The following is a 12,954-nucleotide window of genomic DNA, read 5'->3' as shown; positions in this document are numbered from 1 at the left end:
GTGGTCCGTGAAGCCGTACCTCATCGTCAACCCCGCCAGCGCCGCCGGCCGCACCGGCCGGCACTTCGACGCCATCGCGCGCGCTGTCCGCGCGAACGTGGGCGACTTCGACTGCGCCTTCACCCACGAGCCCGGCGACGCCGTCCGCCTCGCTCGGGCGGCGCGCGACGCCGGCGCCGGACTCGTCGTGGCGGTGGGCGGCGACGGCACCGCGAGCGAGGTCATCGACGGGCTCGTCGAGGGGGCGCCCCGCCCGGCGCGGCCGCTGTTCGGGTTCATCCCCCGGGGCACCGGCGGCGATCTGCGGAAGACGATCGGTCTCGCGGGGGACGTGGAATCGGCGGCGCGCGCGCTCGTGACGGGCAGCGAGGCGGTCCTGGACCTCGGCCGCATCACGTTCGCGGGCGAGGATGGCGCGCGCCAGGTGCGGCACTTCGCGAACGTCGCCGGGTTCGGCGTGTCGGGCGTCGTGTCGGCGCTCGTGAACCGCGGCCTCAAGCTGCCGTCGGGGAAGCTCTCGTTCATGCTCGCCAGCGCGCGGGCGCTGCTCTCGTGGTCGGACCGGCCGGTGCGCTGGCGCGCCGACGACGGGCCCTGGCAGGAGGAGCGGCTCACGGCGCTCTCCGTGTGCAACGGGAGGTACTTCGGCGGCGGCATGCTGGTCGCGCCGGACGCGCGGATGGACGACGGCCTCTTCGACGTGGTCGTGTGGAAGGGGCTCGGCCTCCGCGACTTCATCACCAAGAAGCGGATGCTGTACGACGGGAGGCACGTGGAGCTCCCGAACACCCGCGTGCTGCGCGCGCGCACCGTCGAGGCCGAGCCGCTCGAGGGCGCCGAGGTCCCGCTCGACGTGGACGGCGAGGCGCCGGGGTACCTTCCCGCACACATCACCATCCTGCCGGGGGCGCTGCGGATTCGCCTGGGTCGCTGACCTCGCCGGGCAGGGGACGCGGGGACTACCATGGACGCCATGAACGCCATCTTCGCCGCAGCGCTGCTCGCCGCCGCCCCCGCCGGCAAAGGCACCACGCCCGTGGTCCGCCACGAGGGGCAGCCCGCGCCGGAGGTGCGGACGCTCGCCGGGCCCCGCGAGCTCGCCGCGCTGTGCGGCGATCTCACGCCGCTGGAGCGGCTGCGCACGAAGGGCGACGCGCTCGATCGCGGCGAGGCGGAGGTGCGCCACGCGGGCGCGCGCGAGGAGGCCCTCTCCAGCCGGTACGAGGTCACCGTGCCCGGCGGGAAGCTCGCCTTCGCGCCCTACGACGGCCCCGAGCGGCGCCTCACGCTCGCCGAGCCGTTCTCGCTCGTGCTCGGACCGCGCGCGAAGCTGTGGACCGCGTCCGAGCGCGGCCTCCCGGTCGACGTCGACGCCGCGGGCGCGCGCCGGATCCTGGACGCGCAGCGCGCCGGGCGCCTCACGCTGGCGGTGACCTTCGATCTCCCCGAGGACGCCACCTGCGGGGCGGAACCGCGCCTCGGGACCTACACGCTCGCCGTCGATCCCGTCGACTGGCGGTGGATGGACGGCGCGACGACGCTCGCCCGCGGCGGCGCCAACGCCGACCGGCCGCTCGTGACCGCCGCCCAGGGCGCCCGGCCGAAGGTCGACGTCGGTGAGCCGATCGCGGGGCCGGGCGAGGCGAAGAAGGCCGTGCTCGCGCACGCGGCCGAGCTCGAGGCCTGCTACGCGGACGCGCTCCGGGCCGATCCGGCCGTCGACGGCGTCCTCGTCGTGGAGGTCTCGCAGGCGGCGAAGGCCGTCATCGCCGCCGACTCGACCGGCGCGCCGGACCTCGCCGCGTGCGTCGCGCGGGTGCTCGCCGCGCTGCCGCCGCCGGCCACCGGCAAGGCCGCCGTGCCGATCCGCTTCGAGCTGGTCGCGCCGAAGGTGGCCGGCGCCGCGAGCGCGCCTGCTGGCGGGGCGGCAGTGGTCCCGGCCCCCGCAGCGCCCGCGGCGGCGACGGCGCCCGTGGGGCGCTGAGCCGCGAGCGGCGGTGGAAGGGCGGTGCGCGGCGCCGCGCCTGCCGGCTAGACGCAGCGCCAGTACGCGGTCGCCACCAGCGTGCGCCGCTCCTTCACCTCGGACTTCTTCTTCAGCTCGGCGATGGCGCGATCCTTCTCGCCGTACCGCTGCGCCTCGAGCGCGCGGAGGTCGTCGAGCTTGCGGCGGTACTCGCGCTCGGCGCGCTCGAGGAAGGCGCGCCGGTCGCGGAGGGGAAGGTCCGACTTGTCGTGGAGCGCGGCGCGCGCCTTGCCCCACGCGGCGCGGGCGTCCTCCACCGCCTTCCGCGGCGCCGCCAGCGCGTCCTCGACCGAGCGGTCCCAGCGATCTCGCGCGGCGTCGAACGTGTCCCCGATGCGGGCCTGGAGGTCCGCGACGAGCTTCGCGTGGATCGCCGCGAGCGCCTCCTCCTGCGCCTGGCCGATGGACACCGTGGCGCCGCGCGGCCCGGCCTGCGTCTCGTCGGCGGGGAGCGCCGCGAACGCGTCCGCGTCCTCGGCGGGGAGCGCGTGGAACCGCTCGCCGTCGAACCAGAGCACGAGGTGCACCACGCGCTCCTCGGAGACGAGGGCGTCGAGCGTGTACTTGTACGCGAACCACCAGCCCTCTCGGCCGGCGAGCTTGCCGAGCGGGGCGGGCAGGATCCGGTTCGGGAGCTCCAGGAAGGCGACGGCGTCCTGCGGGCGCGCCCGGATCTTCTCCGCCGCGGCCTGAACCAGCTTCGCGCGCTTCGAGCGGCCCTTGGCCGGCCCTTCCAGCACGACGGGCGTCGGCGGCGCCTCCTCGTCGAAGGCAGCGGCGACGAGGGCCTCCTCCTCCGCCTCCCGCCGGGCCACCGCCTCCTTCGCCTTCTGCTCCGCGACGCGGAGCTTCGAGCGGACCTCGCCGTCGAAGCGCTCGAACAGGAGCGCGCGCGCCGCGGCGTACCGGGCGCTGATCCGGTCGTCGAGCTCCGAGCGGAGCTTCTTGAACGCGGTGTCGATCTCGTTCGGATCGCGGCACGACTGGTAGATGTCGAGGACCCGCTTCTCGAAGTCGATGCCGGTCCCGAGCGCGCCGAGGATCTCGTCGGAGGAGCCGAAGACGCCGTCGAACAGGGCGAGCTTCTGGGAGAGCAGGTCGTAGAGCCGCGCGTCGGCGGCGTTCGAGCGGTTGAGGAAGTTCAGGACCAGCACGTCCCGCTGCTGGCCGTAGCGGTGGCACCGGCCGATCCGCTGCTCGACGCGCTGCGGGTTCCAGGGCAGGTCGTAGTTCACGACGAGGTTGCAGAACTGGAGGTTCAGCCCCTCCGCCCCGGCCTCGGTCATGATCAGGATCTGCGTCGTGTTCCGGAACTCCTCGACGAGCGCGGCGCGCTTCTCCGTGCCGCCCACGTCGCCGGAGAGGCACGTGCAGGAGTAGCCCTTCGACTCGAGCAGCTTCTTGAGGTAGTCCTGCGTGCGCCGGAACTCGGTGAAGACGACCGCCTTCTCCGGCCAGCCGCACGCCTTCGCCACCGTGAAGCAGCGGTCCAGGCCGCGGACGAGGGCGTCGCCCTTCGCGTTCACCTGGATCGTGCGAGCGAGCTTCGCGCAGGCGCGGAGCTCGCCGAGCTCGTCGTTCATCCGCCGGAGCGCCAGCTGCCCCTTCGGGCGCGCCGCGGACGACGGGTCGTCGAACAGCTCCTCGACTTCCTCCGCGAACCCGTCCATCTCGAGGATCAGGTCGGCCTGGGCGGTGCACTCCACGCCCGCGATCTTCTGGTCGAGGGTGTCGGCGAGCCGGTCGAGGGTCGCCGCGAGCGCGAACGACGAGGACGCGAGGATCTTGCGGTAGACGAGGACGAAGAGCGCCCGCCGCGCCATCGGGATCGCGTACGCGTCCTCGCGGCGCAGGTACTCCGAGACCCGGTCGTACAGCTCCTGCTCCTGGGCCGTCGGCGCGAAGTCCTCCACGATGGAGCGGCGCGCCGTGTACTTCACGTACTCCTTCACCTGGCGGCGGAGGGTCCGGATCACCACCGGCGCGAGGCGCGCCTTCAGATCGGCCGCCTTGTCCTCGGTGAGCTCGCCCGACGCGTACTGGAGCCGGAACGCCTCCTCGTTGCCGAGGAGCGCGTCGTCGATGAACGCGGCGAGGCCGAGCAGCTCCATGAGGTCGTTCTGGAGCGGCGTCGCGGTGAGGAGGAGCTTCGGGCACTTGCGGAGCGCCTTGCGGAGCGCCTGACCGGTGCGGTGATCCTTGCGGTACGCGTTCCGGAGCCGGTGCGCCTCGTCGATGATCGCGACGTCCCACGGGACCCGCTCGACCTCGCTCACGCGCATCGCGGCGAACGGGTGGGAGCAGATGACGATCCCGCCGGTGTCGAACGGGTTCGTCTTGAGCCCCTGCTTCTCGCGCTCCCGTACGACGTCGCCGTCGACCACGTCGGCGTCGAGGCCGAACTTGGACCGGAGCTCCTCGCGCCACTGGGCGCGGAGCGTGGCGGGCACGAGGATGACGGCGCGCGCCTTGCCCTCGGCGGCGAGCTGCGCGAGGACGAGCCCGGCCTCGACGGTCTTGCCGAGCCCGACCTCGTCCGCGAGGACGGCGCCGCCGGTGGGCAGCGAGGCCAGCGCGAACGCGGCGGCCTCGATCTGATGAGGGTTGAGGTCGACCGCGGAGTGCGCGAGCGCGGGGGCGAGCCGGGACGCACCGCCGCCGCCGCGCGCGGTGAGCGCCTCCGCTGCGACGCGCTGGTGGAATCGCGTGAGCTGGGGCTTCCCGCCCTCGACCGCACGCGCCGCGACCTGTGACACCCCGCCCATCCGCCACGCCTCCCGACCACCTTCGGAGCGCCACGCGCCCGCCCACCCATCACCCTCGGTCCGCCAGGCTGCGAACTGGACAGGACCGCCGGTATCCCGCGATACCGGAGAGCGATACTCTAGCAGCAACTCGATCCGAGGTGCAGGGGCGATGTACCGTCGAAACGGGTGTGCCGCGGGGTCGTGGCATGTGGACGCGACGGCCTCGCCGAGCGCGCCGCGAGGCTCGAGCGCGGGCACAGGAGGGAGCGCAGCGTGAAGTTCGCGTGCGACGCATGCGGGAAGCGGTTCGCGACCACCGACGACCCGGTGCCGGGCCGCACGTACAAGGTCCGCTGCCGGTGCGGCCACACGATCGTGCTGCGCCCGTCGGCGGGCGTCGCCGCCGCGCCCGTCACGGCGCCGCGCGCGTCGCCGCCGCCCATCGTGTCCCGCCCGCCCGCCCCGGCGGCGACTTCCTCGGTCGCGCTTCCGGCGCCGCGCGCCGCTCCCTCGCGCCCGGTGTCGGAGAGCACGACCGCGCACCGCCGTACCGGCGCCCCGCTGCCGGTGCCGACCTGGGACGCGCCGGTCGATCCGTCCACCGGAACGCTGCGCTCGCATCCGGCCGCGACGCCGGAGCGCGATCTCTTCGGTCCCGCGCCGGGCGTCGTGGATGCGGCGCCGGCGCCCGCGCCGGAGCGCCGCCCCGCGCCCGCGCCGCGTCCCGCACCCTTGCTCGAGCCCTCCGCCACGGCTCCGCTGGCCGCGACCGCCTCGCCGCTCGACGATCCGTTCGCTGCGGCGAAGCGCGCCCCCCTCGACGATCCGTTCGCGGCCGAGAGGCGCCCCCCCCTCGACGATCCTTTCCGGGCGGACGCGGCCGCGTCGCGCGATCCCTTCCTCGTGGCGGCGTCGGCGCCGGGCTCCCAGGATCCGTTCGCGCAGGCCTCGGCGGCGGCCGATCCGTTCGCCGCGGCGCCCGCGGTCGCGGATCCGTTCGCCCCGCCGCGCGCCGAAGCAGATCCGTTCGCCGGTGCGCCGGCGGTCGCGGACCCGTTCCCCCCGCCTCCTGCCGAAGCGGATCCGTTCGCCGCGCTCGGCGCCCTGCCGCCGGCGGATGCGCCGGCGCCGAGCGCTCCGGCCGTGCCGGCCCCGGACGACGCCCCGGTCGACGCCGCGCCCTCGTCGCCGTCCGGCGCCGGCGCGACCGCGCCGGTGCCGGACGAGGGCTCGGGCGAGTTCACGCTCGAGCTGTCGCGCTCCGAGTCGCTCCCGGCTCGGGGCGACGCGCCCGTCGGTCCTCCGTCGCCGCCGCGGAGGCGGTCGGTCCTCGCGGGCGTCGCCGCGGCTTGCGTGCTCGCCGCCGCCGGCGGGTTCGCCTCGCTCCGCGCGATGCGGGCGGGAGGGGAGGAGAGGGACGCGAGGCCGAGCGCGACCGCGAGCGGGAACGCGACCTCGAAGCCGATCCCGAGCCCGGTCGCGGCCGCGACGCCGCCGCCGACGCCGGCGCCGACCGCGACCCCGAAGTCGAACGCGCCACCGCCCCCGTCCCCGCCGTCCGGGACCCGGCCGCCGGAACACCACGCGGCCGTTGCCAACGCCCGCCGCGATCCCGCGCCGCGCGCCGACTCGCCGTCGCGCGCTCACCCGCGCTCGGACACGCCGCCCCGGTCCTCGCCGCCCGACAGGGCGCCCGCGCCTGCCACGTCCGGCGTCGCCTTCGAGAGCACGCCCGACGCGCCACCGGCCATCGACCCGGGGATGGCGGCCGCGCTGTCTCGCAAGGCCGATGCGCCCGTCGCGCCGCCGGCGGCGGCGCTCGACCCGGCCGAGGTCGAGTCGGTCGTGTCGCGCGCGCGGCCGGCGTTCGACGGCTGCGTGGCGGATGCGCTCGCCGGCCCGGAAGGCGGCGCCATCGCGGGCCGCCGCACCGGGCTCCTGCTCCTCGTCGCCCCGACCGGGCGCGCCGAGGGGACGCTCGAGGACGCGGACCTCGCCGGACTGCCCATCGGCGCGTGCCTTTCGCGCGCGGCGGCGCGGCTCGCGTTCCCCACGTTCCGTGGCGACCCCGTCGCCGTCCGCGTGCCGATCGTGATCGGCCGCGGCGGCGCTCGGTGAGCCGGCGCGCGAAGGCCCTCGGGGCTCCCACGCGCCGCCCGGAGGGGGCGGGCGGCGGGCGCTGAAATACGAGCGCCGGAGCGCCGTAGGGCTCGGGGAACGGAGGTCACACGATCATGAAGGCCATCGCGCTCCTCGCCCTCTCCATCGCCCTCGAGGCGGGCTTCCTCTTCACGCTCACCGCGCCCGCCCCCGCGACGGTCCGGGCCGTCCCCGCCGCGCAGGTGACCACGGCCCGCGCGCCGCAGGCGCCCGTCGCGCCGCTCCGCCGGTCGTAGCTGGCAGCGAGCCGGCCGTCACCTGCGCAAGCCGGGCGGCGCGGCGGCTCAGCTGTCGTCGTTCTTGATCTGCTCGGCGAGGTAGTTCTGCACGCCGACCTGATCGAGGAGCATGAGCTGGGCCTCGAGCCAGTTGGCGTGCTCCTCCTCGTCCTCCAGGATGTCCTCGAGCAGCTCCGCGGTCCCGTTGTCGCCCGACTTCCGGCAAAGCTCGATGCCGCGGTTCAGGACCGGGATCGCTTGCTTCTCGAGATCCAGGTCGAGCCGAAGCTGCTCCGGGACGTTCTCGCCGATGTTGACCTTGCCGAGCCGCTGCATGTTCGGGACGCCCTCGAAGTAGAGGATCCGCTCGATGACCTGGTCGGCGTGCTTCATCTCGTCGATCGACTCGTCGCGGTTCTTCTTGTAGAGCCGCTCGTAACCCCAGTTCTCATCCATGCGCGCGTGGATGAAGTACTGGTTGATCGCCGTGAGCTCGTTCGTGAGGACCTCGTTCAGGAGGTCGATCACCTGCGGGTCGCCCTTCATGCAGCCTCCGGTCGAGTTCGGGTCGCGGAGTGTTGCCCGCGCCCGGGCCGGATGCCCTCTCCCGGAAGGGGCTTCCCCCGTGAGGCGCTAGGCGGCGTCCTGCTCCGGCTGCTGCTGGGCGGCCTGCTCCACGGACTGGGCGCGAGCGGCCGCCTGGGCGTGCTCCATGGCGACGAGGCGGGCGACCGCGAGCCGGCACGTCCCGCACGAGGATCCCGCCCCGGTGCGACGGAACACCTCGTCGAGAGCATGGCCGGCGGCGGCTTCCTGGCGGATCTGCCGGTCGGTCACTCCCCTGCACACGCAGACGATCACTGCCGTCCTCCAGGGCCGCGTCCAGGGGCCCGGCGAAGATGAGAGGCATTCTCAATATCAGAAGCGGGGCGACGAGGCAATCCCCCGCAACTCTCCGGTTCGCATCCGGGTTCCGGGTCGGGAGGGTTACGATGTCGCCGATGGCGAACGCCCCGGCGCTCCTCCTCTCCGCGTTCCCGCCCGAGCTCGCGGGGCTCGACGCCGCGCCGCCGCCGGGGTGGGTGACGGCGTGCACCGGCGTCGGCGCCGTCGCGGCGGCCGTCGAGACGGCGCGGCACCTCGCGCGCGTCGCGCCCGCCCGCGTCCTGTTCGTGGGCACCTGCGGCGCGTACGACGCGCGGCTCGCGCCCGGCGCGCTCATCGCCGTCTCCGAGGCGATCGCGCTGTCGCTCGACGAGGTGGAGGGGCGGGCGTACCGGCCCGAGATCGAGCGGACCCGCTGGCCCGCGACCTTCCCGCTGCCGCTGCCCGCGTATCCCGTCGCCGTGCCGCCCGCGATCACGCGCACGGCGGACGGAGCCCGCGCGCTCGCCGCGCACGCCGCGGCCGAGCACCTCGAGGTCACCGGCGTCTTCGCGGCGTGTCACTCGGCGGGCGTGCCGGTCGCGGCGGCGCTGGCCGTCGCGAACCGGGTCGGACCGGACGCGCACGCCGAATGGCGGGCGAGCCACGCCGCCGTGAGCCGGGCGCTCGTCGACGCGCTCCGCGCCCGCGGCGTGCTCGGCCGGAGCGCGCCTTAGGCGGCCGGCGGCGCGGCCCGGGCCTCGCGCGGCAGGACCACCTCGAAGACCGTGGAACCGTCCGCGCTCCGCGCCGCCACCTCCCCGCCGTGGGCGCGCGCGATCTCCTTCACGATGTAGAGCCCCAGGCCGAGGCCGCGCGTGTCGTGCCCCGCGCGCCGGAACGGCTCGAACAGGTGCGGCGCGAGCTCCGGCGCGATCGGCGGGCCGCGGTTCTCGACCTCGAGCCGCAGCGCCGGGCCCCCGCCCCGGACGCGCACCGCGACGCCGGCGGCGCGGTCGCCGTGGACGATGGCGTTGCCGACCAGGTTCGAGACGAGCTGCGCGAGGCGCTCCTCGTCGAGCTCGGCGTGGTCGTCGCCATCCACCGCCACCGTGATGGGCACGTCGGGGTACGCGGCCTCGAGCTCGCCGACGACGCGTGCGCAGATCGCGCCGAGCCGCGCCGGCGCGAGCTGGACCGCGAGCACGGCGCCGTTGCGCGTGCGCGCGAGATCGAGGATGTCGCGGATGAGCCCGTCCATCCGGTCCACGGTCCCGCGCATGCGGGTGACGGCCACCCGCTGGCGATCCGCGAGGGGTCCGAGGCGCGGGAGGAGCTCCAGGCCGGCGCGGAGCGCGCCGAGCGGGTTGCGGAGGTCGTGGCTCACCACCGCCACGAGTCGCTCCTGCAGCTCTCCGATCCGCCGGGCCTCCGCGCCCGCGGCCTCCGCCTCCTCGCGCGCACGCTCGGCGCGATCGCGCGCCGCCCGGAACCTGCCGGCGAGGAGCGAGGCGGCGACGCCGAAGAGCACGAACCCGGCGACCCGGTGCGCCTCCTCGCGCGTCGCGACGCCGAACCGGAACGGCTCGCCGAGGAAGAGGAAGTCGAACCCGGCGGCGCAGAGGAACGCCGAGAGCAGGCCGGGGCCCACGCCGCCGTGCAGCGCCGCGTAGAAGACCGCGACGAGCGGCAGGTAGAAGTACGCGCCGCCGAACGGCTGCACGGTGAGCTGCGACAGCGCGACGGCGCCGACCGCGACACCGAAGGCGACCGCGTAGTTCATCGCCACGGACTGCCGGGGGCGTGCCACGCGCGAACCCTAATCCGGCATGCGCGCCGGGCACGACGTTCCATCGGGGCGCCCCCTCCGGCGCCTTCTCCTGCGCGCCGGCTCGCGCGTGGACGAGGCTACCGGGCCCGGACGCGGGTATCCTCACGACCATCGGGAGGACACCATGACCCACCGCTCGCTCGCCCCCTGCATCGCCGCACTCACCCTCGCGGTCCCGCTCGCCGCCCGGGCGGCGAGGCCATCCGCCGACCCGGCCGCCGCGCCGGCGAGCCCGGCCGTGCTTCGTGCGCTCGACGGTGCCCTGGAGGGCGTCGTCGCGAAGGTCTCCCCGGCGGTGGTCCAGGTGGCCGTCACGGGGTACGGTCCGGCCGACGACGAGGGCGACGGCGCGTCCGTCATCGTCCGGCAGCACGCGGTCGGGTCCGGGGTCATCGTCGATCCGTCCGGGTTCGTCGTGACGAACGCGCACGTCGTCGAGGGGGCGCAGCGCGTCCGCGTCCTTCTCCCCCAGCGCGACGGCGGCCCGGGCGCCCACCGCGTGAAGCGCATCCACGACGCGCGCGTGGTCGGCATCGAGCCGGACCTCGATCTCGCGCTGCTCAAGATCGACGCGACCGGGCTGCCGACGCTCGTCCTCGGCAAGCGCGACGTGAAGCCGGGACAGCTCGTGTTCGCCGTGGGGAGCCCGCAGGGGCTCGCGAGCAGCGTCACGATGGGCGTGGTCTCGTCCGTCGCGCGCCAGCCGCTCCCCGATCGGCCGATGCTCTACATCCAGACCGACGCGCCCATCAACCCGGGCAACAGCGGCGGCCCGCTCGTGGACACCGAGGGCAACGTCGTCGGCATCAACGCGTTCATCCTCACCCAGGGTGGGGGGAGCGAGGGCCTCGGGTTCGCGATCCCGGCGCCCGTCGTGCAGTTCGTCTACGAGAGCCTCCGCCGCTACGGACACGTGCACCGGACGGTGATCGGCGTCTCGGCCCAGGAGATCACCGCGGGCCTCGCGACGGCGCTCGGGCTCCCGCAGGACTACGGCGTCGTCGTCTCCGACGTCGCGCCGGAGGGGCCCGCCGCGCTGGCGGGGCTCCAGGCCGGCGACGTGCTCGTCTCGATGGACGAGCGGCCGGTGGACACGATGCCGGCCCTCTCGACGGCGCTGTACCTCCACCCCGCGGGCGCGCCGGTCGGGCTCGTCGTCCGGCGCGGGACGGCCACGAAGACGCTGTCCGTGAAGGGCCGGGAGCCGCCGCCGCCGGAGGAGCGGCTCGCCGCCCTCGCCGACGTGTCGAAGAGCAGCGTCCCCCGCCTGGGCATCGTCGGCGTCGAGCTGGACGACCGGACGCGGCCGCTGCTGCCCGGGCTGCGGGATCCGACGGGCGTCGCCGTCATCGCGCGCACGCTCGACTCGCAGCTCGAGGTTCCGCTCGTGCCCGGCGACGTCATCCACGCCGTGAACCGGACGCCGGTCCGCTCCCTCGCGGAGCTCCGGACGGCGATCCAGGGGCTCCCGGATCACGGCGCCGCCGCGCTGCGCGTCGAGCGCAGGGGACAGCTGTCGTGGGTGGAGGTCGATCTCGACTAGGCCGTCCGCTCACCGCGTCCAGCCGAGGAGGTGGTAGACGAGGCGGCCGGTCGCCTCGCGGAGCGCGTCGGTCGAGGCCGCGAGCTCCTCCGCGCGCGGGAGCCACGACGCGCCGCGCCCGTCGCCCGCGCGCCGGTCGACGGGCAGCGCGTCCGGCTCGAGGCCCGCGGCGCGGAAGCAGCCGAGCGCGCGCGGCATGTGGGCGGCGCTCGTCACGAGCAGGAGCCGCCGCCAGCCTCGCTCGCGAACGATGCGCGCCGACTCGACCGCGTTCTCCCGCGTGTTCCGGCTCGCACTCTCCACGAAGATCCGTTCCGGCGCGACGCCCGCCTCGAGGAGCACGCGGCGGAGCTGGTCCGCCTCCGGGCGGTCGCCCGGGACCGGGAAGACGAGGCCGCCGGAGAGGAGGACGTCGCGCGCCTGGCCGGCGCGGAGGAGCGCCGCGGCCCGGACGATCCGGTCGGCCGCTGCGGTCAGCTCCACCGCGCCGCTCGCGCGCGACGCGGAGGCGTCCACCATCCCGCCGAGCACGATCACGACGTCGTAGGGCGGGTCGGGGTGGAACGTGTCGGGTGCGCCGGCCTCGACCGCGCCGACGACCCGCCGCGAGACGGGCTCGAGGGCGAAGAGCACCAGGACGGTCACCCCGAGGAGCGGGAGCGCTGCGGCGAGCCCGGGGCGGCGGCGCCGCAGCAGGAGTCCGGCGAGGACGAGCACGATCGCCCAGCTGAGCGGCGCGACCGCCAGGTCGAGGACCTTGGAGAGCGCGACGAACACGGGCGGGGTCACCGCTCCGGCGCGGCGGCGGACGCGGCGCCGGTCGCGCTGCGGGCGGCGGCGGCGACCCGGAGACACCCCGCGGCCGCGACCGCGGTGAGGAGCGCCCCGCCGGCGAGCAGCCACCGGCTCGAGGCGGCCCCCGGCGCGGACACGATCCCGCCGAGCGCGGCGTACGTCGAGACCGCCGGGATCGATCCCAGGAGCGACGCGGCCGCGAAGTCGCGGAGCCGCATCCGCGTGGCGCCGAAGCCGAGGTTGACGATCGCGAAGGGCGTCACCGGCGACAGGCGGAGCAGCAGCACCAGCCGGAACGCGTCGCGGTCGGAGAGGCCTCCCGGCAGGGCGAGCTCGCCGCGGGCGCGCGCGGGCAGCCCGAGGCGGCGCCCGGCGAGGAACGCCGCCGACCCCGCCGCGGTCGTGAGCGGCACCGCGAGGAGCGCGCCGGCGAGCGGACCGAACGCGAGCCCCGCCGCGAACGAGAGCGGCGCGACCGGGAGCGCCAGCAGGCCCGCGCCGAGGTAGGCGGCGGCGAACGCGAGCGGGCCCGCGGGACCGAGGCCGCGCGCGGCGCCGGCGAGGCGCAGCGCCCACTCCCGGACGGGCAGCGCGGCGCCGGCGAGGGTCGCCAGCGCGGCGACGCCGAGGAGGAGCGCGAGCCGGCGGGGCACGAGGGGGAGCCGCACGCGCGGAGAGTCGCATGGGACGCGGGCGAGCGCGAGGCGTCGGGGAGGGGGCCGGCGGCGCGGCGGGGCCCCGCCCGCGGCCGCTCTGGCGAGGGGAGGGGT

The 12,954-nt window shown here is 75.9% G+C and carries 12 protein-coding genes; 6 read left to right on the top strand and 6 right to left on the bottom strand.

Going from position 1 to position 12,954, the window contains the following annotated elements; genetic code table 11:
* Positions 1-7: 7 nt before the first annotated feature.
* A complete protein-coding gene (locus tag AMOR_RS03940; protein ID WP_248358623.1) occupies positions 8-934 on the top strand; it encodes a diacylglycerol/lipid kinase family protein in 927 nt (308 codons plus the stop codon).
* 39 nt (positions 935-973) lie between these two features.
* The gene (locus tag AMOR_RS03935; RefSeq protein ID WP_248358621.1) at positions 974-1,984 is read left to right on the top strand and encodes a hypothetical protein; all 1,011 of its coding nucleotides are present in this window, start codon (positions 974-976) and stop codon (positions 1,982-1,984) included.
* 47 nt (positions 1,985-2,031) lie between these two features.
* Here AMOR_RS03935 and AMOR_RS03930 read toward each other — a convergent pair whose 3' ends face one another.
* The gene (locus tag AMOR_RS03930; protein ID WP_248358619.1) at positions 2,032-4,791 is read right to left on the bottom strand and encodes an SNF2-related protein; all 2,760 of its coding nucleotides are present in this window, start codon (positions 4,789-4,791) and stop codon (positions 2,032-2,034) included.
* Positions 4,792-4,959: 168 nt separating this feature from the next.
* On the opposite strand from AMOR_RS03930, the gene AMOR_RS03925 reads away from it, so the two are divergent.
* Together AMOR_RS03925 and AMOR_RS03920 are read left to right on the top strand one after the other, a co-directional pair.
* Positions 4,960-6,891: a zinc ribbon domain-containing protein gene (locus tag AMOR_RS03925; RefSeq protein WP_248358617.1), complete on the top strand. Its 1,932-nt coding sequence runs from the start codon at positions 4,960-4,962 to the stop codon at positions 6,889-6,891.
* Positions 6,892-7,007: 116 nt separating this feature from the next.
* Complete coding sequence (locus tag AMOR_RS03920; RefSeq protein ID WP_248358615.1) at positions 7,008-7,169, top strand: hypothetical protein; 162 nt, start codon at positions 7,008-7,010, stop codon at positions 7,167-7,169.
* Positions 7,170-7,217: 48 nt separating this feature from the next.
* On the opposite strand, the gene bfr is transcribed toward AMOR_RS03920, so the two are convergent.
* Both bfr and AMOR_RS03910 read right to left on the bottom strand, forming a co-directional pair.
* Positions 7,218-7,697: a bacterioferritin gene (gene bfr, locus AMOR_RS03915; RefSeq protein WP_248358613.1), complete on the bottom strand. Its 480-nt coding sequence runs from the start codon at positions 7,695-7,697 to the stop codon at positions 7,218-7,220.
* Between the two features lie 87 nt (positions 7,698-7,784).
* The gene (locus tag AMOR_RS03910) at positions 7,785-8,012 is read right to left on the bottom strand and encodes a (2Fe-2S)-binding protein (RefSeq protein WP_248358611.1); all 228 of its coding nucleotides are present in this window, start codon (positions 8,010-8,012) and stop codon (positions 7,785-7,787) included.
* 140 nt (positions 8,013-8,152) lie between these two features.
* Here AMOR_RS03910 and AMOR_RS03905 point away from each other — a divergent pair, with 140 nt between their 5' ends.
* Positions 8,153-8,752 carry a phosphorylase family protein gene (locus tag AMOR_RS03905; RefSeq protein WP_248358608.1) on the top strand — a complete coding sequence of 200 codons (600 nt, stop codon included), beginning with the start codon at positions 8,153-8,155 and terminating at the stop codon, positions 8,750-8,752.
* On the opposite strand, the gene AMOR_RS03900 is transcribed toward AMOR_RS03905, so the two are convergent.
* Positions 8,749-9,825, bottom strand: a complete 1,077-nt coding sequence (locus AMOR_RS03900; RefSeq protein WP_248358605.1) for a sensor histidine kinase — start codon at positions 9,823-9,825, stop codon at positions 8,749-8,751. The genes AMOR_RS03905 and AMOR_RS03900 overlap by 4 nt on opposite strands.
* A gap of 145 nt (positions 9,826-9,970) precedes the next feature.
* On the opposite strand from AMOR_RS03900, the gene AMOR_RS03895 reads away from it, so the two are divergent.
* Positions 9,971-11,389: a trypsin-like peptidase domain-containing protein gene (locus AMOR_RS03895; protein WP_248358602.1), complete on the top strand. Its 1,419-nt coding sequence runs from the start codon at positions 9,971-9,973 to the stop codon at positions 11,387-11,389.
* A gap of 9 nt (positions 11,390-11,398) precedes the next feature.
* On the opposite strand, the gene AMOR_RS03890 is transcribed toward AMOR_RS03895, so the two are convergent.
* Together AMOR_RS03890 and AMOR_RS03885 are read right to left on the bottom strand one after the other, a co-directional pair.
* Complete coding sequence (locus AMOR_RS03890; RefSeq protein WP_318653848.1) at positions 11,399-12,178, bottom strand: YdcF family protein; 780 nt, start codon at positions 12,176-12,178, stop codon at positions 11,399-11,401.
* The gene (locus tag AMOR_RS03885) at positions 12,175-12,852 is read right to left on the bottom strand and encodes a TVP38/TMEM64 family protein (RefSeq protein ID WP_248358599.1); all 678 of its coding nucleotides are present in this window, start codon (positions 12,850-12,852) and stop codon (positions 12,175-12,177) included. Before AMOR_RS03885 ends, AMOR_RS03890 begins: the two co-directional genes overlap by 4 nt.
* Positions 12,853-12,954 lie beyond the last annotated feature (102 nt).

The sequence above is a fragment of the Anaeromyxobacter oryzae genome (assembly GCF_023169945.1).
Taxonomy (GTDB): domain Bacteria; phylum Myxococcota; class Myxococcia; order Myxococcales; family Anaeromyxobacteraceae; genus Anaeromyxobacter; species Anaeromyxobacter oryzae.
Note: the sequence above shows the minus strand (reverse complement) of the source record. Positions and strands in the feature narration are given on the sequence as shown.

Excerpts from the sequence above, each read along its gene's own strand:
- AMOR_RS03935 (WP_248358621.1), top strand. The coding sequence starts at position 974 with ATGAACGCCATCTTCGCCGCAGCGCTGCTCGCCGCCGCCCCCGCCGGC.
- AMOR_RS03930 (WP_248358619.1), bottom strand. The coding sequence starts at position 4,791 with ATGGGCGGGGTGTCACAGGTCGCGGCGCGTGCGGTCGAGGGCGGGAAG.
- AMOR_RS03920 (WP_248358615.1), top strand. The coding sequence starts at position 7,008 with ATGAAGGCCATCGCGCTCCTCGCCCTCTCCATCGCCCTCGAGGCGGGC.
- bfr (WP_248358613.1), bottom strand. The coding sequence starts at position 7,697 with ATGAAGGGCGACCCGCAGGTGATCGACCTCCTGAACGAGGTCCTCACG.
- AMOR_RS03905 (WP_248358608.1), top strand. The coding sequence starts at position 8,153 with ATGGCGAACGCCCCGGCGCTCCTCCTCTCCGCGTTCCCGCCCGAGCTC.
- AMOR_RS03895 (WP_248358602.1), top strand. The coding sequence starts at position 9,971 with ATGACCCACCGCTCGCTCGCCCCCTGCATCGCCGCACTCACCCTCGCG.